Annotated in this window: 24 protein-coding genes and 1 tRNA gene; 7 read left to right on the top strand and 18 right to left on the bottom strand. The window is 61.1% G+C overall.

Features of this window, described 5'->3' with window-relative positions; translation table 11 throughout:
• The first annotated feature begins 23 nt into the window (after positions 1 to 23).
• From map to B4E36_RS15860, 4 genes are all read left to right on the top strand, one after another.
• Complete coding sequence (gene map / locus B4E36_RS15875; RefSeq protein ID WP_018065955.1) at positions 24 to 857, top strand: type I methionyl aminopeptidase; 834 nt, start codon at positions 24 to 26, stop codon at positions 855 to 857.
• A 50-nt stretch (positions 858 to 907) separates the two neighbouring features.
• Positions 908 to 1705, top strand: coding sequence for a RadC family protein (radC, locus tag B4E36_RS15870; RefSeq protein ID WP_292054991.1), 798 nt, complete (start codon positions 908 to 910; stop codon positions 1703 to 1705).
• A gap of 228 nt (positions 1706 to 1933) precedes the next feature.
• Positions 1934 to 3349 carry a Si-specific NAD(P)(+) transhydrogenase gene (gene sthA / locus B4E36_RS15865; RefSeq protein ID WP_230718228.1) on the top strand — a complete coding sequence of 472 codons (1416 nt, stop codon included), beginning with the start codon at positions 1934 to 1936 and terminating at the stop codon, positions 3347 to 3349.
• A gap of 3 nt (positions 3350 to 3352) precedes the next feature.
• Positions 3353 to 4168: an aminoglycoside phosphotransferase family protein gene (locus tag B4E36_RS15860; RefSeq protein WP_292054992.1), complete on the top strand. Its 816-nt coding sequence runs from the start codon at positions 3353 to 3355 to the stop codon at positions 4166 to 4168.
• 85 nt (positions 4169 to 4253) lie between these two features.
• Here B4E36_RS15860 and tig read toward each other — a convergent pair whose 3' ends face one another.
• Both tig and B4E36_RS15850 read right to left on the bottom strand, forming a co-directional pair.
• The gene (gene tig, locus B4E36_RS15855) at positions 4254 to 5849 is read right to left on the bottom strand and encodes a trigger factor (RefSeq protein WP_292055057.1); all 1596 of its coding nucleotides are present in this window, start codon (positions 5847 to 5849) and stop codon (positions 4254 to 4256) included.
• 196 nt (positions 5850 to 6045) lie between these two features.
• Positions 6046 to 6121, bottom strand: a tRNA-Thr gene (locus tag B4E36_RS15850).
• A gap of 165 nt (positions 6122 to 6286) precedes the next feature.
• On the opposite strand from B4E36_RS15850, the gene B4E36_RS15845 reads away from it, so the two are divergent.
• A complete protein-coding gene (locus tag B4E36_RS15845) occupies positions 6287 to 7060 on the top strand; it encodes an NAD kinase (protein ID WP_292054993.1) in 774 nt (257 codons plus the stop codon).
• A gap of 637 nt (positions 7061 to 7697) precedes the next feature.
• On the opposite strand, the gene B4E36_RS15840 is transcribed toward B4E36_RS15845, so the two are convergent.
• Positions 7698 to 7943 (bottom strand): hypothetical protein, encoded by a 246-nt coding sequence (locus B4E36_RS15840; RefSeq protein WP_292054994.1) that lies wholly within the window; start codon positions 7941 to 7943, stop codon positions 7698 to 7700.
• A 227-nt stretch (positions 7944 to 8170) separates the two neighbouring features.
• Positions 8171 to 9328 (bottom strand): NAD-binding protein, encoded by a 1158-nt coding sequence (locus B4E36_RS15835; RefSeq protein ID WP_292054995.1) that lies wholly within the window; start codon positions 9326 to 9328, stop codon positions 8171 to 8173.
• A 325-nt stretch (positions 9329 to 9653) separates the two neighbouring features.
• Here B4E36_RS15835 and B4E36_RS15830 point away from each other — a divergent pair, with 325 nt between their 5' ends.
• A complete protein-coding gene (locus B4E36_RS15830; protein WP_292054996.1) occupies positions 9654 to 10151 on the top strand; it encodes a DUF2165 family protein in 498 nt (165 codons plus the stop codon).
• 196 nt (positions 10152 to 10347) lie between these two features.
• Here B4E36_RS15830 and B4E36_RS15825 read toward each other — a convergent pair whose 3' ends face one another.
• The 12 genes from B4E36_RS15825 to B4E36_RS15770 form a co-directional block, all read right to left on the bottom strand.
• Positions 10348 to 10671, bottom strand: a complete 324-nt coding sequence (locus B4E36_RS15825) for a hypothetical protein (RefSeq protein ID WP_292054997.1) — start codon at positions 10669 to 10671, stop codon at positions 10348 to 10350.
• Between the two features lie 9 nt (positions 10672 to 10680).
• Positions 10681 to 11106, bottom strand: coding sequence for a hypothetical protein (locus B4E36_RS15820; RefSeq protein WP_292054998.1), 426 nt, complete (start codon positions 11104 to 11106; stop codon positions 10681 to 10683).
• The gene (locus B4E36_RS15815; protein ID WP_292054999.1) at positions 11103 to 12053 is read right to left on the bottom strand and encodes a glycoside hydrolase family protein; all 951 of its coding nucleotides are present in this window, start codon (positions 12051 to 12053) and stop codon (positions 11103 to 11105) included. Before B4E36_RS15815 ends, B4E36_RS15820 begins: the two co-directional genes overlap by 4 nt.
• A 186-nt stretch (positions 12054 to 12239) precedes the next feature.
• On the bottom strand, positions 12240 to 12551 hold the full coding sequence (locus tag B4E36_RS15810) for a hypothetical protein (protein ID WP_292055000.1): 312 nt from the start codon (positions 12549 to 12551) through the stop codon (positions 12240 to 12242).
• 11 nt (positions 12552 to 12562) lie between these two features.
• The gene (locus tag B4E36_RS15805; RefSeq protein WP_292055001.1) at positions 12563 to 13384 is read right to left on the bottom strand and encodes a hypothetical protein; all 822 of its coding nucleotides are present in this window, start codon (positions 13382 to 13384) and stop codon (positions 12563 to 12565) included.
• A gap of 314 nt (positions 13385 to 13698) precedes the next feature.
• Positions 13699 to 14856, bottom strand: a complete 1158-nt coding sequence (locus tag B4E36_RS15800; RefSeq protein ID WP_292055002.1) for a hypothetical protein — start codon at positions 14854 to 14856, stop codon at positions 13699 to 13701.
• On the bottom strand, positions 14856 to 15233 hold the full coding sequence (locus B4E36_RS15795; RefSeq protein WP_292055003.1) for a hypothetical protein: 378 nt from the start codon (positions 15231 to 15233) through the stop codon (positions 14856 to 14858). The genes B4E36_RS15800 and B4E36_RS15795 overlap by 1 nt, the downstream gene beginning before the upstream one ends.
• On the bottom strand, positions 15230 to 15700 hold the full coding sequence (locus B4E36_RS15790) for a hypothetical protein (protein WP_292055004.1): 471 nt from the start codon (positions 15698 to 15700) through the stop codon (positions 15230 to 15232). Before B4E36_RS15790 ends, B4E36_RS15795 begins: the two co-directional genes overlap by 4 nt.
• A gap of 2 nt (positions 15701 to 15702) precedes the next feature.
• A complete protein-coding gene (locus B4E36_RS15785; protein WP_292055005.1) occupies positions 15703 to 16143 on the bottom strand; it encodes a hypothetical protein in 441 nt (146 codons plus the stop codon).
• Positions 16143 to 18773: a phage tail protein gene (locus B4E36_RS15780; protein ID WP_292055006.1), complete on the bottom strand. Its 2631-nt coding sequence runs from the start codon at positions 18771 to 18773 to the stop codon at positions 16143 to 16145. The genes B4E36_RS15785 and B4E36_RS15780 overlap by 1 nt, the downstream gene beginning before the upstream one ends.
• A gap of 2 nt (positions 18774 to 18775) precedes the next feature.
• Positions 18776 to 19201 carry a DUF6950 family protein gene (locus tag B4E36_RS15775; RefSeq protein ID WP_292055009.1) on the bottom strand — a complete coding sequence of 142 codons (426 nt, stop codon included), beginning with the start codon at positions 19199 to 19201 and terminating at the stop codon, positions 18776 to 18778.
• Positions 19198 to 19821 carry a hypothetical protein gene (locus B4E36_RS15770; protein WP_292055011.1) on the bottom strand — a complete coding sequence of 208 codons (624 nt, stop codon included), beginning with the start codon at positions 19819 to 19821 and terminating at the stop codon, positions 19198 to 19200. The genes B4E36_RS15775 and B4E36_RS15770 overlap by 4 nt, the downstream gene beginning before the upstream one ends.
• 58 nt (positions 19822 to 19879) lie before the next feature.
• Between B4E36_RS15770 and B4E36_RS15765 the strand changes: the two genes are divergently transcribed.
• Positions 19880 to 20176 (top strand): hypothetical protein, encoded by a 297-nt coding sequence (locus tag B4E36_RS15765; RefSeq protein ID WP_292055013.1) that lies wholly within the window; start codon positions 19880 to 19882, stop codon positions 20174 to 20176.
• A 68-nt stretch (positions 20177 to 20244) separates the two neighbouring features.
• Here B4E36_RS15765 and B4E36_RS15760 read toward each other — a convergent pair whose 3' ends face one another.
• Together B4E36_RS15760 and B4E36_RS15755 are read right to left on the bottom strand one after the other, a co-directional pair.
• The gene (locus tag B4E36_RS15760) at positions 20245 to 20877 is read right to left on the bottom strand and encodes a hypothetical protein (protein WP_292055015.1); all 633 of its coding nucleotides are present in this window, start codon (positions 20875 to 20877) and stop codon (positions 20245 to 20247) included.
• The gene (locus B4E36_RS15755; RefSeq protein ID WP_345900559.1) at positions 20877 to 22697 is read right to left on the bottom strand and encodes a phage tail tape measure protein; all 1821 of its coding nucleotides are present in this window, start codon (positions 22695 to 22697) and stop codon (positions 20877 to 20879) included. Before B4E36_RS15755 ends, B4E36_RS15760 begins: the two co-directional genes overlap by 1 nt.
• Positions 22698 to 22855: the final 158 nt, after the last annotated feature.

The following is a 22855-nucleotide window of genomic DNA, read 5'->3' as shown; positions in this document are numbered from 1 at the left end:
CTAGGGCGGTGCGGAGGATGACCATGGTAAATTACGCCGATGCGGCAACAGCGCCGCTGAAGAATGACGGCACGATCCGCCTTTATGATGAAGCAGGCTTCGAAAAGATGCGCCAGGTCTGCCGCATCACCGCCGGCTGCCTCGACAGCCTCGCCGACCTGATCAAGCCGGGCGTCACCACCGAGGAGATCGACCGCCACGTGCTGCAGTACGGCCTCGATCACGGCGTGGTTCCGGCAACGCTCGGCTATCGCGGCTACAAATATTCAAGCTGTACCTCGATCAACCATGTCGTCTGCCACGGCATGCCCAATGCCAAGCCGCTGCGCGAGGGCGACATCATCAATGTCGACGTTACCTATATCCTCGACGGCTGGCACGGCGATTCGAGCCGGATGTATCCGGTGGGGCAATTGAAGCGGGCGGCCGAACGGCTCTTGGAAGTGACCTACGAATCGCTGCTGCGCGGCATTGCAGCGGTGAAGCCCGGCGCGCGCACCGGTGCCATCGGCGAGGCGATCCAGACCTATGCCGAAAGCGAACGCTGCTCGGTGGTCCGCGATTTCTGCGGCCACGGCGTCGGCCGGCTGTTCCACGACGCGCCGAATATTCTGCATTACGGCCGCAAGAACGAGGGACCGGAGCTGAAGGAAGGCATGATCTTCACCATCGAGCCGATGCTCAACCTCGGCAAGCCCCATGTGAAGGTGCTGAATGACGGCTGGACCGCGGTGACCCGCGACCGCTCGCTTTCGGCCCAGTACGAGCACACCGTCGGCGTCACCAGCGATGGCTGCGAGGTGTTCACGCTGTCGCCCGGCGGCTACGACCGTCCGGGTCTGACGCCGGCGCTTTAGGCCGTTTCAGGATTGGAACCGATGTTGCCTGCTATCGCTCCAGGAGCCGCATGAAGAAACCGCCCGCCAAAGGCAACCCAGCCGGCCTTGAAGAAGACGGCCCCGACGAGCGGACGTTCTTCGCCGATCAGCCGCCCGAACGCCCGTTTCGCGGCGGCGATATCCGTGACAAGACGCCAAGCCATGTCCTCGGCCATCGCGACCGGCTGCGCGCCCGTTTCAGGGAAAGCGGGGCGAACGCGCTCGCCGATTACGAAATCCTCGAATTGCTGCTGTTCCGGCTGATCCCGCGCCGCGATACCAAGCCGATCGCCAAGGCGCTGATCGAGCGGTTCGGCTCGCTTGGCGGCGTGTTCGGCGCGCCGGCGGAACTGCTGCAGGAGGTCCCGGGCATCGGTGAGACCGTCGCTTTCGACCTTAAATTGATGTCAGCGCTAGCCCAGCGCAGCCTGAAGAGTTCGCTGAAGGACCGCCCGATTCTGGGCTCATGGTCGTCGGTGATCGATTATTGCAATGCGGCCATGGCGCACGAGACCCGTGAACAGTTCCGCATCCTGTTCCTCGACAAACGCAACAAGCTGATCGCCGACGAAATCCAGGGCATCGGCACGATCGATCATACGCCCGTCTATCCGCGCGAGGTGATCAAGCGGGCGCTGGAACTGTCGGCCACGGCAATCATTCTTGTCCACAATCATCCCTCCGGCGACCCGACCCCTTCGCGCGCGGATATCGACATGACCCATATGATCATCAACAGCGCCAAGCCGCTCGGCATCACGGTGCATGACCACATCATCATCGGCAAGGATGGCTATGTCAGCTTCAAGGGCTTAAAGCTCATCTGAGGCCATGGACTCGGCATGCAGCTTGTGGCTGTATGTAATGAAAACATCACGGAGCGGGACCATATTGCGCCGCAAACTCCGCGCTGTTGCGGCGCGGGAACCATTTCACGTAAAGCATTTCGCATGTCAGGCGGAATCATCCGGCGACGGCGGACATGCGGCAGAACAAGTTGATTGTGCCTCCCGGCACATGTCTCGGCATCTGAATAACCAAATCGGGGTGATTTCATGAATTCTTACGATCTGGTCGTCATCGGCAGCGGTCCGGCCGGCCGGCGCGCCGCGGTGCAGGCCGCCAAGCTCGGAAAGACGGCGCTCGTCATCGACAAGGGCTCTCAGGTAGGGGGCGTATCCGTCCACACCGGCACCATCCCCTCCAAGACGATGCGCGAAACCGTGCTGAACCTCACCGGTTGGCGCGAGCGCGGCTTCTACGGCCGCTCCTACCGGGTCAAGCAGAAGATCACCGCCGACGACCTGCGGGCCCGCCTGATCAAGACGCTGGATTACGAGATCGACGTTCTGGAATGGCAGTTCGAGCGCAACCGCGTCGAGCAGGTGCGCGGCTTCGCTCATTTCGTCGATGCCCATACAATCGAAATCGAGAAGGACAGCGGCGAGATCCAGCGGGTTCATGCCGAAGCGGTGCTGATCTCGGTCGGCACGCGGCCATACCGCCCGCCGAACGTGCCCTTCGACGGCCAGACGGTGATGGACAGCGACGAGCTGCTGAACATCAAGGCGATCCCGCGCTCGATGATCGTCGTCGGCGCCGGCGTGATCGGCATCGAATATGCCACCATCTTTTCCGCGCTCGATACCCAGGTGATCGTGGTCGAGCCGCGCGACAGCATGCTGGATTTCATCGACCGCGAGATCCGCGACAATTTCGCCGCCCAACTGCGCGACCGCAATGTCAAGCTGCTGTTTGGCGCGGGCGCTGACAAGGTGGAGAAGATCGCCGACGGCAAGGCCCGCGTCACACTGTCCAACGGCCGGGTGCTGATGGCCGAATCGGTGCTGTTTGCCGCCGGCCGCCAGGGCGCGACCGACACGCTGAACCTGCAGTCCGTGGGGCTGGAGGCCGACCGTCGCGGCCGCATCAAGGTCGATCCGATCACCTTCCAGACCGATGTGCCGCATATCTACGCCGCCGGCGACGTGATCGGCTTCCCTGCCCTTGCCTCGACCTCGATGGAACAGGGCCGCATCGCCGCCCGCCACGCCGTGGGCGCGGAGGCCGAGGAGCCGCCGCAATTCTTCCCCTACGGCATCTATGCCGTGCCGGAAATGTCGACCTGCGGCATGACCGAGGAGGAAATTCAGGAACGCGGCATCGCCTATGAATGCGGCATCGCCTTCTTCCGCGAAACCTCGCGCGGCCACATCATGGGCATCCAGAACGGCCTTCTGAAGATGATCTTCTCGCTGAAGACCCACCGTCTGCTCGGCGTCCATATCGTCGGCGAAGGCGCGACCGAACTGATCCACATCGGCCAGGCGGTGCTGAACCTCAAGGGCACGGTGGAATACTTCGTCGAGAACACGTTCAACTATCCGACCCTTGCCGAAGCCTACAAGATCGCCGGCCTCGACGCCTCCAACAGGATCGCGATGCTGGAGGCCGCCGAGCAGAGCGAATAGGCCATGTTCGACGCGCTGCTGGCCGAATGGCGGCTAATCCCCGATGGCGCGCCGATCGTGACAGCCACCGGCGCGTTGCTGCCGGTGCTCCGCGACGGCCGGCCAGCGATGCTGAAGCGGTTCACCGATCCGGAGGAAGCCATCGGTGCCACCCTGCTCAAATGGTGGGACGGCGATGGCGCAGCCCGCATTTTCGCCGAAGCCGACAATGCGATCCTGATGGAACGGGCGACGGGTTCAGTATCGCTGACCGCCTTGTCGCTTTCCAGCGAGGATGATCGCGCCTGCCGCCAGATCTGCGCAACTGCCTCAAGGCTGCATGCCGACCGCCCTGCCCCTTTGCCCCCGCTGACGCCGCTCGACCGCTATTTCCGGGCGCTGCTGGAGGCGACGCCCGGCAAACACCCATTCCTCGACCGGGCCGCGGACGAGGCGCGCCGCCTGCTGAGCGACCCGCAAGACCTCCGCCCGCTGCACGGCGACCTGCACCACGGCAATATTCTGGATTTCGGTGAACGCGGCTTCCTCGCCATCGATCCCAAGGGGCTTTACGGCGAGCGCGCCTTTGACTTCGCCAATACCTTCTGCAATCCGGATATCGATGTCCCGGACGCCGTCATCGCGCGCGATGAGAGCCGCTTCGACCGCCGTCTGGACATTGTCGCAGCGGACGCCGATCTCGACCGGACACGCCTTCTCCGCTGGATTATTGCCTGGTGCGGCCTCTCCGCAGTCTGGTTCCTGCGGGATGACGATCCCAGGGCCGACATTCCGCTGACCGTCGGAAGGCTCGCGCTCGAACGGCTTGCGGAAGACTGACGGTCGAGAAACATTGAAAATGGACAGGCAACAAAAAACCCGCCCGGGCGAACCGGGCGGGCTTTAAATTCACGAAGCCGCAGGCTTATTCGGCGCTGTCGTCGGCCTTCTTTTTCGGCGCGGCCTTTTTCTTCGGCGCGGGCTTCTCGTCGCCGTCGGCATCAGCCTTGGCAGCAGCAGCCTTCTTCGGAGCGGCCTTCTTGGCAGGCGCCTTCTTGGCGGCAGGCTTCTCAGCCTCTTCGGAAGCCGCATCATCTTCGGACTTGGCTGCGGCCTTCTTCGGCGCGGCCTTTTTCTTGGCGGCAGGCTTCTCGTCAGACTTCTTGGTCGCTCCAGCAACCTCGTCGTCGTCGTCCGCCATCAGCTCTTCCTTGGAGACCGTGACATCCTTGACGTCGATGCCTTCGAGCAGGTGGTCGACCACCTTTTCCTCGAAGATCGGCGCGCGCAGCGAAGCCTGGGCGCCGGGGGTTTCGCGGAAGAACTTCAGGATTTCCTGCTCCTGGCCGGGATACTGGCGCATCTGGTCGTAAAGCGCGCGCTGCATTTCCTCGTCGGAAACCTGAACGCCGGCCTTCTCGCCGATTTCGGACAGCACCAGGCCGAGACGAACGCGACGTTCGGCAAGCTTGCGGTATTCGCCGCGCGCTTCCTCTTCCGTAGTGTCCTCATCCTCGAAGGTCTTGCCCGAACGCTCCAGATCGGCCTGGACCTGACGCCAGATGTTCTCGAACTCGGCTTCAACCAGCGACTGCGGCGCTTCGAAGGCGTACTGCTCGTCAAGCTGATCGAGGATCTGACGCTTGACCTTCTGACGGGTGAACTGGTTGTACTGACCGACGATCTGCTCGCGCACGAGTTCGCGGAGGCGATCGGCCGATTCAAGGCCCAGCTTTTCGGCCAGCGCGTCGTTGATCTCCAGCTCGCCGGCGGAGGCAACTTCCTTCACGGTGACGTCAAACACGGCTTCCTTGCCGGCGAGATGGGCTGCCGGATAGTCTTCCGGGAAGGTGACCTTGATCTGCTTCTCGTCTTCGGCCTTGACGCCGACGAGCTGCTCCTCGAAGCCGGGGATGAAACGGTTGGAGCCGAGCACGAGCTGCGAATCGGTGTCGGCGCCGCCCTCAAAGGCTTCGCCGTCGATCTTGCCGACATAGTCTATGGTGACGCGGTCGCCATTGGCGGCCTTGCCCTTCTTGGTCTCGTATTCGCGGGCATTCTCGGCAACCGCCTTGACCTGCTCCTCGACTTCCTCATCGGAGATGTCGACGACCGGGCGCTCGACCTTCAGGCCGTCGGTCGGCTGCAGTTCGAACTTCGGCAGAACCTCGTAGGATACCGTGAATTCAAAATCGAGCTCGCCGTTCAGGACCTTGTTGGCCTCGCCCTCATCCTCGGTCATGTCGACCTTCGGCTGGCCAGCGGCGCGTTCGCCGCGCTCGGCGATCACGGCCTGCGGCTTTTCCTGCAGTGTCTCGTTGACGATTTCCGCCATGATCGACTTGCCGTAAAGCTTCTTGAGGTGCGACATCGGCACCTTGCCCGGACGGAAGCCGTTGATGCGAACCTTGTCCTTGGCATCCGCCAGGCGTTCGTTCATGCGCGCCTTCAGATCATCCGCAGGAACTGTGATCTTGATTTCGCGCTTCAGCCCTTCGGCGAGCGTTTCGGTTACCTGCATATCCATACCTTCATTTCATATCGGCTTGAAAGCCGTTGGGTTACATGCGCAAACGCGGCGTCATGGCCGGGCGCGACTTCTTGCAATATCCTCGGCATTTTGACAAGCTTTTCCGGGCTTGGGCAAAATGGCGCCAGGGCGTCTCCCTGCCGGACGTGTCGTTTTCGACGCCCTGGCGGTCACCCTGAAAGCGGCTTGGTGCCCCCGGCAGGATTCGAACCCGCGACCCTCTGATTACAAATCAGATGCTCTACCAACTGAGCTACAAGGGCATTGGGCATGCCAACTATCAGATTTGGCCCTGCTGTAAAACGAAAAAATCATCTATTTCATCGCTATTTTGGCACAGCCGGAAAGATCGGCGGCGCGAGGGGCTTGCAAATCGCGGCCCGCTCGGGTGATCTGGCCCCCGCGCCAAACCCGAACGGAAAAGCGATATGCCCAAGACCACACCCGCCCTGTGCTTTCTCTCCTCCGGAACCGAAGATGCCGAGGTGGCTTTATCCGAACTGACACAGCTTTATGGCAATGTTGCGCCGGAAGAAGCGGAATACATCGTGGCGCTCGGCGGCGACGGCTTCATGCTGCAGACGCTGCATGAATACATGAACTCCGAAACCCCGGTCTACGGCATGAACCGCGGTTCCGTCGGCTTCCTGATGAACGAGTATTCGACCGTCGATCTGCTCGGCCGTCTGGCGATCGCAGACATGAACGAGCTGCGGCCGCTGCGCATGACCACGCGCAATGCCGACGGAACCTCTTCGATCGCGCTGGCGATCAACGAGGTCTCGATGCTGCGTCAGTCCCACCAGGCGGCCAAGCTGCAGGTCAGCGTTGACGGCAGGGTGCGCCTGCCGGAGCTTGCCTGCGACGGCATACTGGTCGCAACGCCCGCCGGCTCAACCGCCTACAATCTCTCCGTCCACGGACCGATCATCCCGCTGGAAGCGCCGCTTCTGGCGATAACCCCGGTCAGCGCCTTCCGCCCCCGTCGCTGGCGCGGCGCGCTTCTGCCCAACACCGCCGTCGTCGATATCGCGGTGCTGGAGCCGGAAAAGCGGATCGTCAACGCCTTCGCCGACCACACCGAGGTCAAGCACGTGCTCCATGTCCGCATCGAACAGGACCCCGAAGCCCGCGCCAAGGTGCTCTCCGACCCGAACCGCTCATGGTCGGAACGGATTCTGGCGGAGCAGTTTTCGGATTAGCGATACCATAGCCGTCCCGTTCGATCGCCACCCCTGCGCGGTCTTCGTGCCACTTGGAATGAGCGATGGAACCTTGCCGACAATAGACAACCCGTTCGGCACAAGGTTGCCACCCATGTCTTAGGTACAATCTGTTACCGATGTCTTCGGGCTGTACAATGGAATCAATGGCGACCCCTGCAGGATTCGAACCTGCGACCGTCGGCTTAGAAGGCCATGGCGCAATCCAGATAATTCAGAGTATATGCGGCGTTTTCCTGTAAACCGCGATCTATGAAAACATTGACGAATTCATAGCTTGTGTAAACCTATTTCGCCATAATGGCATGGCTGGCGAGCCCGCATAGTCGTCGGCCTGAAACGCTGCCATGAGTACTGCGGCGACCGCTATATCGGGTAGACAAATCGGGGTTGCATTGAAATGCGTGGAGGCGTTCTGCCGCCGCTGTTTCCGACCGTCGCTCCTGAGTATCCGCGCTATTCACGCACCCGACAGCCCGGCGGCAAATATGCCGAGTGGCCATCGAATCTGAAAGAGCCTCGCCGCACCCACCATCGAAGTGAGTGACGAAGACTTCAGGCCGGGTATCGCTCCTCAGACCGAAGTCAGCGCGCGCGGGCCTGAACTTTACAATTTTCAATCATCCTTCGAGAGATCGATGATAGTGCCACAGCTGTGCAGCAAACGCGGGCTTGAAAAATACCCGTTCTCATCGTCCACAGTGACCTCAAAAGCCGCGACACCGGCGAATCGGGATGCCATTGCATCCACGGTCCGTTCGGCTGCGGCGGCGGAACTGGCCTCCCTCATTTCACCGGGCGTCAGGCTTCCCCTCTTCCCTTTCTTGAAAGGCATGATGATGATCTTCTGTTTTTCTGACATTTCGACTCTCCGTTAATTTCGTTCTTGTTTCGTTCTCCTATTTTAATATGTCAACAGAGTCTCTTCTAACCTTCAAGAACGGTCGAGGAATCGGCTCTGCAGACAGATGCCCTGCCGTCAGTCTGTTCGGCAGTATCTTGAGCGCGTCTTATCCTCGGCGCAGCCATAACCTCACCAGAGCGCCGTTGGTCAAAGCCGATCGGCCGACGCCGTGCGGTCGCTTTCGATCAGCCAAGCCGCAGCAACTGGTCCAGCAGGTGATCAGTCTTGATTTCCTCGCCGCTCAGCGCCATCGCGACCAACTCTGCCCCGATGACGGGCAATGCGAGTACCGCGTCAGGCTTTACCCGGCGCATCCGGTCCATGTTGTGCGCATCATTAACTGCCAGCAAGGTTCGCACGTCCGGATTGATGTCCTTGGCTGCAAGCGAGACAAAGGCATTGTCGGAATCGCTGTCTTGCAGCGCCAACACGGCTCGCGCCTGGCTCACCCCGGCACTTTCGAGCACCTCGCTATTGGTCGCATCGCCGACGATCAGATCATCGGGCGGCTCGATACCAGCTTGTGGGGCTGTGGCCCATATCGCGGTTACCTGTGTTCCGCGCTTTTCCAACGATTTGACCACGTTGCGGGCCAGCGCATTCTGGCCTGCGACGATAATATGACCGGTGCGTTTCATATGCTTCTTCCTGGGTTGCAGCAGGCTCATCATCCGCCTGTTGATCACCGGGCCGGCGATCGTCGTCAGCGAGGTGGCAAAAACCACCAGTCCGAGAACGATCAGTGACATGGTGAAAAGCCGCGCGTCGTCGGTGTGCGGGGTAATGTCGCCGTAACCGACCGTAGACATGGTGACGACGGTGAAATATAGCGCCGCGTCGAAATTTCCGATTGCAGGCGAGAATCCCTTGCCGAGAACGTAGCTGCCAAGCACGCCGTACCCCATGGTGAGGAGGATGCCCACGAGCGCGAACAGGGTTCCGATGGTAAGGCTGGCCCGGTGAAAACTCTGCCGCGTCAGCAAAAGCGAGATCAGCAGTAGCACGCTATAAGCGACCAATGCGGTGTTGGGATCCGAGTGCAAGAGAAGCTGCATGACGAGCGATGCTGCCGTCATCAGAAGCGTCAGCACCCAGGCCAGTCGCGATCGCCAGAGCAGCCCGATCGACAACAGCGTCAATAGCCCGCCGACCAATTCCTGCGAGACGCCGCGTATCGCCAGCGCCTTGAAGCCTACAGACAGGCCGCTGAGGTCACTCGCTGGAACGGGCAACACGGAAATCAGGCTCTGAAGCGATCCGAACGCCGGCAATAATTGCAGCAAGCCACCGATACCGATGGCAAGTGCCAACGGAACATGGGGAAACCACGATCCGATGTGCATTGAGCGCCAGTGTCTCCCCCTGACTATTCTCGCCCAGAACGGACGATAGCTCTGCCCCATGCAGAAAACTCCATTCTCACACGTTCAATTCATGGATCTAGGGTTCCCGCAGCCGCTGGTACGCTGATGCACCTCGTGGGCCGCTTATCAAGCTTCATAGCAAAGCGTTCAAAAACAGTCACGCAGCCAGTTTGAAGCGCACTTGCGCCTCGACCGCATGCGCGAGAGACTTCGCGCATTAGCGGCCGTAAGAGCTGTTGTCAGAACGAAAGCGCCAGCTTAGCCTGTTGTCAAAAAAAACAAAATACCAAGGAGTTAGATTGATATGACCATCCGGCTGTCAAAGTCCTTTACGGTGCTTGCCATTGCCTTTTTTGCTTCGCTCGTGGCATTCGGCAACATCACGGATTACGGATCCAATTTCGCTTTTGTCCACCACGTTTTCCTGATGGACACGATTTTTCCGGAGTCATCGATCAAGTATCGCGCAATTGAATCCGAAGCGCTCCATCATGCGGGGTACATCTTCATTATTGCGCTGGAGACACTCACCGCCCTCCTTTGCTGGGTGGGCGGGTTTAAGATGCTCGCTGCCAGCGGCGGCTCCGCGAAAGAGTTTAACGCCCGCAAGAAATGGGCGATAGTCGGTCTGACCATAGGCTTTTTGACCTGGCAGGTTGGTTTCATGTCGATTGGCGGCGAATGGTTCGGCATGTGGATGTCCGGCCAATGGAACGGCGTGCCAAGTGCCTTCCGTTTTTTCATCACGATCATTGCCGTTTTGATTTACCTTGTTCTTCCCGATACGGATGATGCCGTCTAGTAAGAGCAGATCAAGCCCAGCGAAAACTCGACCAAGGTCGTCTCGCCCTTTTTCGCGAAGAGGGCGGTCCTCGCCTTAAAATTGGGCTAGCGTTGCTAGCGTATCGATGTCTTTGATCACCTGTTCCGCGAAGACCAACAGACAGTAGATCGCAGTTTACGTCAGTGTCGAATTTAGGGAAGTCGCTCACTGGCCCTCACCCGCCCTTCAGCGCCTTCAGCACCTGCATCAGTCCATCGGAAAGCCACACCCCGAACCCGGTCCCGGCCATGGCGGCGCCGAGGATATAACCCCGACCAATCTGCTTGATCTTCTGGTATTCGGCGACGAACTCCTCGGTTTCACCGAGGCGGTCTGAAAGCACCTTGTTCTGTTCAAGCAGACGTTCATTCTGATGCTCTACATGGTTCAGCCGATCATGGATTTCGTCATGGCTGGTCCGGTTTTCATCCACTTTCCGAATCAGAGCATCGAGCTTGCCCTGTACCTCTCCCAGATGACGAGCAAGATCGACCGTCATGTTCTGTCCTCATTTTTTTAGAATTGCGCGAAGCCCGGCAACGCCGGAGCCGACATAGAAGATCCACTGGATCATGTTCCCGGCCCAGTCATCGAGCGGTGCGGGAAAGGCTGCAATCGTCCAGGGCTGTGCATAGATGCAGTCTGGGCACCAGAGCATGTTGTAGAAGCAGACCGCCGCCCACCATATGGCAAGCGGCGCCAGAAATAAGCCGGCAAACAGCCAGAACCACGGCACGGCGAATTTGGCCTTACTGAGTTCCGCCATTTCCTGCGTTTCGGCAATGACCTGCCGCAGGTATTCGGCGGTCAGGTCAGCCTGGATCGTCTCGCGATCGTTCAGAGCCCCGGCGCGCATTTCGACCAGTTCGATGGCGCGGTCGACAATCCCGCCCGCACCGAGCTTCGCCAACCATGTCACGAGAACGGCGATCATATCTCCACCGTCCTGCCGGTCATGGTATTGAAACGCCGCGCGATGACATCACGATAGCGCCAGGCGAACCACGCTGCGGCAACAATGACGACGCCGCCGACAATCCAGCCGACCGGCAGGCCTGACGCCCAGGCGATAGCGCCGGAGGCCACGGCAGAGGCGCCGGACTTCTCCGCCGCATCCTTCAGCGCTGCCATGTCGCGCCTCAGCTGCGCAATCGTCGCCGGACCGATGATGCCGTCATTCTTCAGATGCGGGTGCGCCATCTGATAGGTCATCACGGCCGCTTTTGTTTTCTGCCCGAACCAGCCATCGATCTCGCCGGGATCCAAGCCGCGCTTCTTCAGCATCTCCTGGACGTCCCGAACCACGGGATCGCCGGTCTCGGGCGCGGTTTCGGTCGCCTCGCGCGCCACCCCTGCAGGCGCTGCTGTGACCGTGTCGACGCCGGTGTAGATGCCCTTTTCGAACATCAGCGCCTCTTCCTTGCGCCGGCGCACGAGGCCGGGCAGGCGCTTGCCCTTCGAGGTGTTATAGTGCGACCCGAGATGATCGGCAGCCTGCTTGATCTTTCCGGCCCGCCACAGCTTGCCGAACGTCCATTTGCTCACCACCCGGCCGCCGAGGTTATAGGCCGCGCTCGCCGCCGCATCCATCTGGCATTGCGTCCGGTCAGCCGGCGAATTGGCGACAACCTCACGGCCGTAGCCGGTATCGAGAACCACCTTCAGGATCCGTTCGGCATCATCATTGGCGATCGTCGTCTTGCCGGGCACGATTTTGGTAATACCGATCTTCGCCAGCTCCGCACGGCAATAGGGCGACGCCATCGTGAAGCCCGGCCCGAGCGTCGGCGTACCGGTCGGATCGAGATAGGCAGTGCGGGGATTGCCCTCATGCAGGCGCACGAAGGTTGCCCCCCGGCGCGAGACCGTGGTGATTTCCATTTCGATTGTCCTTTTGAAACAGGCCGTCAACGGCCCGAGATTATGGGGATTATTCCGCCGCCTCAGACATTTTGAGCGTTGGTGTGGCGGTTATCGTAAAGTGCTGCCCGGCGGGTCCTGGCGCCAATCTAGACCCCGCCGCGCCATGGCCGTGAGGCCATGGCCACCTCCCTGCCAGCGCGGAGACTAGTCCTCGCTGGAGGGAGGCGCGAAGATCGTCTCGTTTTCCAGCGAGCACCACGGCAGCGTCAGCAGGAGCGCCTTGGCCTCCGCCGCCTGATCGGGGTCGTCGACCACGCGCTTCGGCACGACCTCCATGCCGGTGAGCGTCACGGGATCACCCGGCGCGAACGCGTCGGCCGCATCGTTCAGGTTGATGCCGGCGCCAGGCGTGGCGTTGTCGATCGCGCGCGCGTCGATCAGGCCGGAGGCCGTTCCATTGAAGGCTTCGACGGCGGATTTCTGCGACAAGGTGAGGACGAACCAGTTCATCATCATGGGAGCTGCTCCTATGCTGCGAGTGCGTCTGTCGCGGCGATGTAGGCCGAGAACAGAATGTTGAGGTCGGAAACCTGTTGCGCGGTCAGGCCGGCGCCGCCATGCCCGATGGCGATGCGGCGGGCGGAATAGGTAAGGACGCTGCGCAGGTAATAGACAACCGATGTCGCCAGAGCCGATGAGGCGTTTGCGACGTCTACCGCCACCTGCGTTCCGGACTTGTACAGGCGAACGGTGTTCGCATCGGTCCGTGTCACAAGACTATAGCCCCGGCTATCCGTTATCATGCCGGACGTGGTAACGGCGCGCGCGGAGTTGACCCGGCCGGTCATCACGTTCGATGTATTGCGCGGAAACAGATTGTTCTCGGCGGCCGTGCCTCCTATCAGCGGGCTGCCGATTTCCGCCATATCGGTGACGTCCCAGGCGCCAAAGTGGCCGCTGTCGCGACCGAACTGCTGGGCCCCGTTGATAGGATCGAACCCGGTCGTCAGATGAGCGGATGCGCCGTCACCAAGCATGCCCACATAGGCGGTGAATGCCGGAGAGTTGACGAGCGCTGCCTTGTTGGTGGCCGGGTCGATCAGGTTGACTAGCGAAACCTTGCTGTCGTGTCCGCGCAACAGGTGCAGGAAGTCCAGCCGGGACCAGAGGCCGGCGGCGTTCAAGCCATCGACCAGAGTGTTGACGATGCTCTTGTAAGCCTCGGGGGCCTCAGCGCCGCCATCCGCGATGCCGGCCGCGAAATACGCTCGGGTCGCGGCCAGCAGGCCCCCGCCGCCCTCTGTCCGGGTGCCGCTAGCCAAGCTCAACCCAAATCCAAGACCGATCATCGCTGTGCTCCAATCACATCAAGTAAAGCCGTATCAATTTCAGCGGCTGCCGTTATCGATCCATCCGCGATCGCGGCAAGCACCGCCGCCCTGCGATCGAAGGTCGATTGCACGAACTCGCCGAGAGCTGTCGCCAGCGCAATCGCCTCTTCTGATCGCAGACGCGCGCCCCCCTTCTAGTTCTGCAGCGGTGCCACGAGGGTGTTCTGCATCAGCGCCGACCATGTGCCTACCGCAAGATCGCTGCCCGGCGTGTCATGACGCCAATCTAGACCCCGCCGCGCCATGGCCCTGAGGCTATGGCCACCTGCCTGCTATGCTTGCGCAGAAACCGCTGTTTCGAGTTCGGCCACGCTATCGCTCAGGTCGCGCACGGCCCGCCAAAGATATGCGATGAGCTGCAAGGCGGCGTCATCTGCAAGTGCCAGGTATGTTTCCCCTGATTTGTCCGGGACGGGCGTTTCCCGAACCAGGGCTGGATCGAACGCCAGCAAGTCTTGTGCAAGGAAGCCAAGACGATCACCCTCAGGAAGCCCGACCGGGATATCCTCTTTTCTCTGCCACCTGACCGGCGCAAGCGCCGCGAGGTTGAATTCGTTCGTATCCTCGACGACATCCTTGTATTTCGCATCGGACGGCAATGAATTGATCAGAACAAAATTGTTGCCGTCGATGCTGTAGTAAAAGCCGCTATCCCATGCGAACCGAACATTGTTCGAATAGATCATGGAAATCGAACTGCCCGTCGAAAACAACACTCTCTTGGCGCCTGGGGCGTGAATGTAATCGGAAGCTACTCTAGCCAAGGATGATAGAGAGGCACCACCAACTGCACTCGCATTTGCCGCCGTGCCGCCAACGGGGAGATAGCCTGAAAGCGCCGCTGACGATGCCGCCCCCAGCGTTGCCCGGGCCGCCGCCGCGTCCCCGTCGTCCAAAAGCCCCTGAATGAACGACGAGACGCCCAGCGCGCCAAGCGTCGCCGCCGCATTTGTGCTCTCCAAGAGTTCCTGGGCAAATGCCGAAACGCCGAGCGTGGTCAAAGCCGTGCTGGCGTTGCCGGCGGCGAGTAGCGATCGCGCATAGGCGGTCAGCGCGGTTAATCCGGCCGAACCTTCGCCGCTGAAATACGGAAGTTTGTCGGCCGCCGGGACGAGGCCGGAGAGCGCGGAAAGCGAGGCATTGTCGAGCCGCCGAATATAGTCCGCCAGCGCCACCGCATTGGCAATCACCTGGTTGGCGTCATCCTGCCGCTGCAGAGCATAGGCATAGGTGCCGGAAGCGCCGACCCATTCGACTGCCGCCGTGATCGCGGTATCGCTGTCGACGCTTGCGATCGGCAGCGGATTGCCGGCGGCCTGAGGATAGACCACGCCGCCGGCGATCAGCGCCGTTGCCCAGCCCGTGCCATCACCGGTCACGGTCCTCGATCCGTTTGTGAGCGTGATTGTGCCAGTGGCGTAAGCGGTCATCAGATAACCTCGTCGAAGATGAATGCGGAGATGGTCAACGGCCGGCCGACCATGTTGTAGAATTTGATCCGGTCGTAATAGGGCTCGAAGCGCGCATAGAAGGTCTTTTCGCCGGGAATGGTGTTGTCCGTTGCCTTGAGCACGATGAAGGGCGGAAGTCCGTAGTCCTTCGCCGTGTTGATCATCACGGTGGAGGGCGGGCCGCCGGAAGAGCGCGCGGCAACCCATGCGGTCACGATCTCCTTCGGCGTCAGCGGCGACATGCCCTCCTTGATCGTCAGATGCTGATCGGCCGCCGTCAGCGCATCATGACCGGGCATGGAGACGCGAAAGCGGAACGCGCCATTGTCGTTGCCGATATAAACCCGCCGCGTCATGTCGCCCTCTTCAGGATGATGTAATAGAAGTCGAAATCCGCGTTGCGCGGGCCGGTGTCGGCGTAGGTCTTGGCCTTGATCGTCCAGTTGTTCTCCAGCCAGACGCCGAAGAAAAACGGGACCTCGCCGAGCGTGGTGTCGCGATTGACGCAACTGCTTGTCGGATAATAGCTGGAGTCCACCGGGACCGCGTTGGCGTTATGCGGATTGGCGTAGGTCATCGACCCGTAGAACAGCGGCCTGTAGCCCAGATCGGGGAAATTGACCGTGGCCCACCATGTCGAATAGCCGTTGCCGGTGGTGCGGCCCATGCGAAAGCGGCCTTCGGCGTGCACCGCCACGTTCTGATAGCGGGAGTCGAGTAGCAGCGCGCCGGTCGGGTTGACGACGTCGTCGCCGGGCCGGCTCAGGAACGCGCCGGAAACGCCGAAGGCTGGATGTCTGCCGATAATGATGCGTCTTGCCATCGTCAGACCCCGAACACGCGATAGTGGATCAGGCCGCGATATCGGCGATAGCCGCCGCCGGGGATGGACGGTCGGGAAAGCTCAAGCCGATCGGCATAGACTTTGGAGCCGTCCTCCACGGTGCTGTCTTCTATCCGTAGCTCGCCAAAGCCCGCGCCGTCATAGGGCGTGCTGGCGCCCTGGTTCTCGAACGTGACATAGGCGGCCGGCACATAGCCGGGCGATTGAAAATGAATGACCAGCGGCGATGATATCGAGGTCAGGCCGTCATTTCCGTTGACCGGCGCCGGGTCCGTTATGGTCCCGGCCGCGATCAGCACGCCTGAGAAATTCCAGTTGGAATCAAACAGCTTGTTTCTGTCGGAAAGCCCGCCGTCATGGGCGTCATATCCCGGCTTCGTCAGCAGGATGCGGCCGGCCGTCATGAGAAATCGCGTTGCCATCAGTCGCTCACCGAAAGGTAGTCATTGTCGAGATCGAGCCGCGTCTTGCCGCTGGAGCCCAGCAACAGACCGGCGACGATCGTGCCGATATGGCTGGCGTTGAGCTTCAGGACGCCGCCTTCGAACAGGAAGGGGCGCTGGCCATTGTTGAGCACCACGAACTGGTCGGCGTTGACGGCAAAGCGCGAGCGCTGAACGCCGCCCTCGGTGTAGATTTCCAGGTAGAGGCCGCTTTCATGATAGCCGCTGCCCGTGCCGGCCCTCAGGAGGACGGAGAAGCGGGCATTGACGCCGCTCTGATTGGCGGTGGCGGCGAATTTCACCTGACCGGCCGCGAAGTTCTCGTTCAGCAGCGCGGTCACCGAGGATGTCTGCTGCGCGATCGCCTCGTCGGCGGTGACGCGCGCCTGGCGTTCCTCGACAACCGATGCCGAGACGTCGACGATCTCGGCGCCGACCAGTTCAAGCGTCTGGGCAAGCGCCTCATCCTCGCTGGCGCGCACCAGCTTTTCCTCGATGATCTGCGCCAGCGCCTCGCCGCTCTGCTGGCGCAAGACCTGACGGTCCAGAAGGCCGACGGACCCTTGCAGCGAAAGCGCGATAGCAAGTTCGGACGAGCGCCTGATCGAGCGGTTGAGATCCGCCTGCAGCTCCTCGAAGCGTTTGCGCACGTCCTCGCCCACGGTCTCAAGCGTAACATCGAGGTCGGCGAGCACATTCGGCGTTGTCACCGACAACCAGGCGGACCATTCCGTCGGCCGAGTCGAAACCGGCACATAGCGCCCGCGCACCTCATATTCAGTGTTGGGCTGGAACACCGGCTGCAGCAGCGAATAGTACGGGCTGGCATAGCGCGAGCTGTCGCTGTCGAAGACAACGTCGCCGGAGGCCGCAAGCCGCACCTGCACCCAAACCCGCTCGACATCCTCCAGCCCGCCAGCCCATGAAACCCGGATGGTCGGCCGCCAGGCCGCGCCGGAGGCGTCGTAAAGTGTCGCAGGCTGAACCGTCCAACCGGTCATCACCTGGGCAGGCACGCCGATCTTGCCGATCCATCCGACCGCCGTTGGCAGAGCATCTGCCGCAGACCAGTCATAATCGGCCGGGTCGATTTCCTTAAGTGACACGACGACATTCGCACTCATGGGCGCTGCGACGGCGACAATCAGGAATTTCTTGTTGTCATAGCCGTTGCGCACGCTTGTCCAGGAAACGACGTCATTCGGCTCCATCGGCCATGCGTCCGGCGGCAGACATATCTGATGCGTGCGGAAACGGCGTGCATCGTTCAGCATCGCCAGCATCAGTCGCTGCACCTGCCCGCCATAGGGACAGGCTTCGAAGCTCACGCCCTGCGGCAGGCGGCGGTTGCCGTCAAGCACTTCCAGCGCGCTGTCATAGCGCGCCGGCGCATCCTTCATCGTCCACTTCTCAGCCGGCTCCGGATAGGTCGCTTCAACGGCATTCACCGTGTCGTCGAGCGATCCATGCGGCGAAAACGACTGACCCTTCGTGATGACAACATCGTCATCCGAAAAGGCGTAGACCGCGCTGCCCGGCGCGCCGACCGAAACCTTGAATACGCCGCCGACTTCGGCAAGACGGGCATTGCAGGCAAGACGAAGATCCTCGATCGCATCGAGTGGCCGCTCATCACCGCGGAACTCGTACCCGCCCCGAAAAGCCGGAACCGGGCCGGCGCCGTCATCGACCAGAGCGTCCGCCTCATTCATCGCCGCCATCCAGTTGGCGGCGGGCAGCCGATAGGCGCTCAGGTTTTGCCCGCCATAAATCCACTGATTGCCGTAATAGACGCCGCGAATGACATTGTAGGTAATCACCGGCAGATTGTTTGACGGTTCCCAGGTGGCGGGATTGTCCCAGCGATGCGCGCCGCTGCCGCCGACCGAACTATCCTTGCGCGGATCGTAGAGCGGGATCGAGCCCAACTCGAACAACATGCTCGGCGCGCTCGAAAACAGATCGCTGTCGTACCGGCAGGTCACGATCGCATAGGTCACCCCGCGACCGATCATCGCCGAAGTAAACGGCCTGTCGGCATTGCCGCCGAAGCGATCAATCAGATATCCGTCCGCCGAAGTCTGCGAGCCGTTATAGAACTTGACCCACATATAGTCCGCGCCGCCGCTCCGGTACTCCGCGACCGGAAAACCGAATTCGCCATGCGCCTCGCCTGTCAGCAGTGTCACCTTCTGGTCGTCAACCCAGACGCCATTGAGCCCGGATTGCGGCAGGCTACTGAGTTCGATCACGTCGACGAAATAGGCGTTCGGCGTTCCGTCGACCTCGCCCCATGTACCTGCATATTTGCGCCGCCCGGCGGTGGCGTAATCGCCGGCGATGAAGGAGAGTGGCTGATTGTCGCCCATCCGGATCGACAGATTGACGCCGGGATCGCGGGTGTCCGCCTTCTGCTGTTTGCCGGTAATTGCCTTTTGCAGCAGGCTGGCGCCGACGCTGAGGCCGATGCCAATAATAGCCTGCCCGACGGCGCCGAGCGAACCGATCCAGCCGGCGACGGCCCCGATCGCACCAAGCAGTGGCGCGGCATGCGCCGCCGTCGCCGCGCCGAGAAACGCGGCCAGCGTATAAAGCAGAAATCGTGTCATTGTTACCCGATGCGGAAGCCGCGCGTTGCGTTCAGAAGATCGACCGTTCCGAAGCCGGACGGCTGCAGGACGAAGATGCGCTCGCCGTTGACGACGCCGAGCGCGAACCCGAAACCGTCATCGGACGGAATGGCCGCGACATCGCCGAGGCGGGCGCGGGAGATATGGATTTCCGGCAGGATCGTTGCCACGAGACCGCCGAGATCGGCAAAGCCGTCATTGCGCAGCACGCGCAGCGCGCCGACGCCGGAGGTGTAACGCTGCCGCCAGGGTGAAACGATATCCTCTCCCGTCAGCGCTTCAGCCAGATTGCCGACCAACCCGACAAGGCAATCATGTTCACCCCACGAAAACGACGTGCGGCGCATATCATCGCAGGCGACATCAAACCGCGCCCGCCATCCATCGATACGCTGAAGCTCTTTCATGCGTCCCGCCCCCATGGAATATCCCAGTTCTCGACAACGCCGGAATATTGGCCCCACTGATCATCCTGCCGGCGCTTCTGGCCCTCATAGGAGGATTTCAGCGGATTGGTGCGCGAAAGCATCGCGATCGCGGCCGAGATCACATTGAGCGTGATCCCGCCCTCCTCGCCCGCCGCAGGCGTTGCCACCGGCTCGCCGTCCACAACGCCGAGGAACGTGATTTCCGCCGGCCCGACCGCCTGCCCCGTCGCTGGATCGATCAGCAACTGGTGCACCTCGACGGCCGCAAGCCGCGCGTCCCAGCCGCGCACAAGCTGCTGAACAGCCGGCGCGATCTGCGAAAGCCGGATATCGATCGTCTGGATCGTCATGTCGGAAACCCGCGGGATTTCCTGGACGTCAAGATTGACGTCGCCGAGATAGGTCCGCGTCACGATCGCGCCGCTCTCGCCGTCGATCACGTCGATATCCAGATCCTCGCCCCCGGTCCAGAAGCCGAGCGAAACCGGAACACCCGTCGCCCGTTCCCGCGCCGTCACATAGACCAGCGACCGGACAACAAGCCCGTTCTCGCGCGCGCCGGTAAGCGCCGCCATAAATGATGCAGAGACGTTTTTCATTTGACTCTTTCCTGAACCGGCAGGCTAAACTTGATTCTCAAATCGCGAGGGATGAGCAATGAAACTGGAACTGGACATCAACGACGACAATCCGACGCCTAAATTGGGAGCCGCGCTCATCGCCGTGTCGAGTGCGCTAGACCTGAGCATCGAGAAGCTTGCTGAAGAAAAAGGAACGCTTGACCTGTCATGGCTCGATGAGCTTCGACAACAGTCTATTGTCGCCGCTAAAGGTACGATTACAGAAGACATCTCGATAGAAACCGAGGCGGACGCTCTTGGGTTCGCTATCGAGTTGATCGATGCGAAATTTCAGACATTGCGCCTCGGCCTTGTTCAGAAAAGCACAGACTAGGTTGCAACCCGATAGGTTGACCAATGCCAGCCCGCCATTCGGATTGAACATCACGAATTCTGACGACATCACACGCCCCGCTTTTGGACGATACGGAAGGCAATACCGCTGACGATGTTGCCCGATGACGTTCCCGACTGCAGTGAACCGGGCATGATAATGCACGAGCAAGCCGGCCGCGCGAGCGTACAAGTCGCCCCGGCCGACACGGACACGGAAAGGCGCGGAAACACCTGAAACGCGCCGGTTGTCCCGCCCGCCGTCGCAACGACGTTTTCGGAGACTTCGACAAAGGCATGCGTTCCGCCAGAGGTGACGATTTGGATCTTGTCCCCGATTGAGAGGCGGTATCCTGATGGCAGCCCCCCAAGCGACAGCGATCGACCATTCGCGGCAACTACAGTCACCGTCGCCCCGACAAGCCCCGCTCCGCCTGGATCGAGCTTCGGACCGCAGAGATACGGGTCACGAAAAAGAAACGGTTCCTGCACGCCGAGAAGCCCATTCACAAGCGCCGAGATCTCGTTCGCTTCTGGCAGGCGAACAGGTTGCAGTGCGATCGCCGCCGACCACAGCGGTGGGGCAAGCTCAGCCTGAAACACCACACCTGACCCGACCCCGGACAACTCGTCGTTTCGCCGAATTTCCCAGCGCATCGGCAACAGCGGCAAATGGTCAAAAAACTGAGCAAGCGTCTTCATCAGCCGACCCTGTTCGGATTGCGTTGGATCTGCCGTATCCGGCCGGGCAGCTCATGGCGCGAGAAATTATCGATCTGCGAACGCACTTCGCGCGCGATGGCCGCAGCGTCGTTCGGGCTCGTACCTTCGGGCACCGCGATACTGATGCCACCGAGATTGATATTGTTGACCGTACCGCTGGCGTTGGCGACACCTGCGGAAAGCCCGGTTCCGATGCGATGTCGTGGTATCACCTCACCACCGCGCGGCAGGTTCACCAGTTCCGGGCCCCGCTCGCCGACGAGTGCCATGCCACCCTGGGTGAAATTCGTTCCGGTCGCATGGGCAGGCAACAGCCCACCAAGCAAGCCACCGCCGAACAATCCGCCGAGTGGCCCATCACCGAACAATGCGGCTTGCGCAGCGGCTTCCATCAACCGGCTGATCAGCCTGTCGAGTGCATCATTGCCGGTTTCGATCACAGGTATCAGTGATAGAAAGCTATCGCGGGCGCTGTCACGGAAGAAGTCAGCAGTTTCGGCGGCCTGCTCCTGTTTGTCTTTCTGATCCTCGATCGCATGGGTCAGATCGCGGATCGCTTCCCGTTCGTCATCGGTCGCGGCCGCGCCGGCACGGCGAAGGCTCTCGAATGCTTTCTTTTCCTCTGCCGTCATTCCAAGCATCTGCAACTCGTCCTGCAATGCCTGGATAAGATCATCGACCGCTTCGCGTTCCTTCGCCGCATCCTGCGCTGCCGTCCGGCTTGCCTTCTGGCTGGCGTCACGCGAAGCTCTGGCCGCAAGGCGGGCCTCGGCCTCAGCCCGGATCATTTCCTCCGTCGGCGCGCCGCCCGCATCCTCATAGAGTTTCCGAACTGCTGCCATTTCCTTTTCAAGGGCAAGCTGATCGGACGTCATCCCATTCTGGCGCAGAAGCTCGGCCGTAACGGCGCGGTTTGCCGCAAGCTTTTCTTCCAGAATTTCCCGACCGGCATTGTAGTCTGCATAATCATCGGAGGCGCTTCGGCGCGTCTCGACGCCGATGGGATCAAGCTCGGTCGTACCGCCGCTATCGTCGGGCACCCACCCTTCCCCGTCGCGCCAGACCATCTTCTGCCCCATATCGACGCCGAACATGTTTCCAAGGCCCGTCCAGATATCCGCATTGCCGGCCTTCTCCAGAACCTCGTCGAGCGACTTTCGAAAAGAACCAAGGTTCGATACGAGCGCCGATACCAGCCCACTAATTTCTACCAGGCTGGATTTGACCCGGGTTCCGATGACAAGTGACATCGCTTCCCATTCTGCATTCACATCCTCCGCCTTACGCAGCAACTCCTCATCCATGACGGCGCCCATATCGCGGGCTTCCTGACGGGCGTCGGCAATGCTCTGTCCTGCATCATCCATCAGAGACGAAAACTGCTCGGCAGCGGTACCGCCGAACAACTCGTCAAGCACTCGAATTTGCGCCGCACGGTCGAGTTCCATGATCTTGCCAATCAGGGTTTCGAACATCGTTGCAGGATCTTCCAGCATCCGGGTCAGTTGCCGGGCAGAGAGGCCGAGACGCTCGAAGGTTTCTGCGGCAGAACCGCCGCCCGTCTTCACGAATTCATCCGCGCGGAGTTGCATCTCTTTCAGGCCATCGGTCAGCGCGTCGACCCCAACCTTGTTCTTCACGGCCGCATATCGCAGTTCCTGGAAGGCCTCGAAATCTACGCCGGCGGTCTTTGCGGCCTTGCCGAGATCCGTCACCGCATCGACCGCCTGCTGCGTTGCCGCCACGAATGAACCGATGCCAAGTGAAGCGGCAAGGCCACCCGGCCCGCCGGAGAGCATGCCGAACAGCGAGTCCGCTCCGCCAATCTTCGATTTGATCGACAGGAACGAACTCGCCGTGTCATTGGCCGCCGTGCGGGCTTGCATCCGTATCCGGGTCATCGCGCCCTTGAACTCGCGATCGTCCGCCCCGATCGTGACTGGAATGTCCGGTCTGC

The organism is Martelella sp. UBA3392 (genome assembly GCF_002358775.1).
GTDB classification, from domain to species: Bacteria; Pseudomonadota; Alphaproteobacteria; order Rhizobiales; family Rhizobiaceae; genus Martelella; species Martelella mediterranea.
This window is presented reverse-complemented; position numbering and strand designations above follow the sequence as displayed.

What these genes read in the sequence shown, in the direction of transcription:
- map (WP_018065955.1), top strand. Translation starts at nt 24, where the DNA reads ATGGTAAATTACGCCGATGCGGCAACAGCGCCGCTGAAGAATGACGGC.
- radC (WP_292054991.1), top strand. Translation starts at nt 908, where the DNA reads ATGAAGAAACCGCCCGCCAAAGGCAACCCAGCCGGCCTTGAAGAAGAC.
- sthA (WP_230718228.1), top strand. Translation starts at nt 1,934, where the DNA reads ATGAATTCTTACGATCTGGTCGTCATCGGCAGCGGTCCGGCCGGCCGG.
- B4E36_RS15860 (WP_292054992.1), top strand. Translation starts at nt 3,353, where the DNA reads ATGTTCGACGCGCTGCTGGCCGAATGGCGGCTAATCCCCGATGGCGCG.
- tig (WP_292055057.1), bottom strand. Translation starts at nt 5,849, where the DNA reads ATGCAGGTAACCGAAACGCTCGCCGAAGGGCTGAAGCGCGAAATCAAG.
- B4E36_RS15845 (WP_292054993.1), top strand. Translation starts at nt 6,287, where the DNA reads ATGCCCAAGACCACACCCGCCCTGTGCTTTCTCTCCTCCGGAACCGAA.
- B4E36_RS15840 (WP_292054994.1), bottom strand. Translation starts at nt 7,943, where the DNA reads ATGTCAGAAAAACAGAAGATCATCATCATGCCTTTCAAGAAAGGGAAG.
- B4E36_RS15835 (WP_292054995.1), bottom strand. Translation starts at nt 9,328, where the DNA reads ATGCACATCGGATCGTGGTTTCCCCATGTTCCGTTGGCACTTGCCATC.
- B4E36_RS15830 (WP_292054996.1), top strand. Translation starts at nt 9,654, where the DNA reads ATGACCATCCGGCTGTCAAAGTCCTTTACGGTGCTTGCCATTGCCTTT.
- B4E36_RS15825 (WP_292054997.1), bottom strand. Translation starts at nt 10,671, where the DNA reads ATGACGGTCGATCTTGCTCGTCATCTGGGAGAGGTACAGGGCAAGCTC.
- B4E36_RS15820 (WP_292054998.1), bottom strand. Translation starts at nt 11,106, where the DNA reads ATGATCGCCGTTCTCGTGACATGGTTGGCGAAGCTCGGTGCGGGCGGG.
- B4E36_RS15815 (WP_292054999.1), bottom strand. Translation starts at nt 12,053, where the DNA reads ATGGAAATCACCACGGTCTCGCGCCGGGGGGCAACCTTCGTGCGCCTG.
- B4E36_RS15810 (WP_292055000.1), bottom strand. Translation starts at nt 12,551, where the DNA reads ATGATGATGAACTGGTTCGTCCTCACCTTGTCGCAGAAATCCGCCGTC.
- B4E36_RS15805 (WP_292055001.1), bottom strand. Translation starts at nt 13,384, where the DNA reads ATGATCGGTCTTGGATTTGGGTTGAGCTTGGCTAGCGGCACCCGGACA.
- B4E36_RS15800 (WP_292055002.1), bottom strand. Translation starts at nt 14,856, where the DNA reads ATGACCGCTTACGCCACTGGCACAATCACGCTCACAAACGGATCGAGG.
- B4E36_RS15795 (WP_292055003.1), bottom strand. Translation starts at nt 15,233, where the DNA reads ATGACGCGGCGGGTTTATATCGGCAACGACAATGGCGCGTTCCGCTTT.
- B4E36_RS15790 (WP_292055004.1), bottom strand. Translation starts at nt 15,700, where the DNA reads ATGGCAAGACGCATCATTATCGGCAGACATCCAGCCTTCGGCGTTTCC.
- B4E36_RS15785 (WP_292055005.1), bottom strand. Translation starts at nt 16,143, where the DNA reads ATGGCAACGCGATTTCTCATGACGGCCGGCCGCATCCTGCTGACGAAG.
- B4E36_RS15780 (WP_292055006.1), bottom strand. Translation starts at nt 18,773, where the DNA reads ATGACACGATTTCTGCTTTATACGCTGGCCGCGTTTCTCGGCGCGGCG.
- B4E36_RS15775 (WP_292055009.1), bottom strand. Translation starts at nt 19,201, where the DNA reads ATGAAAGAGCTTCAGCGTATCGATGGATGGCGGGCGCGGTTTGATGTC.
- B4E36_RS15770 (WP_292055011.1), bottom strand. Translation starts at nt 19,821, where the DNA reads ATGAAAAACGTCTCTGCATCATTTATGGCGGCGCTTACCGGCGCGCGC.
- B4E36_RS15765 (WP_292055013.1), top strand. Translation starts at nt 19,880, where the DNA reads ATGAAACTGGAACTGGACATCAACGACGACAATCCGACGCCTAAATTG.
- B4E36_RS15760 (WP_292055015.1), bottom strand. Translation starts at nt 20,877, where the DNA reads ATGAAGACGCTTGCTCAGTTTTTTGACCATTTGCCGCTGTTGCCGATG.
- B4E36_RS15755 (WP_345900559.1), bottom strand. Translation starts at nt 22,697, where the DNA reads ATGCTCTCCGGCGGGCCGGGTGGCCTTGCCGCTTCACTTGGCATCGGT.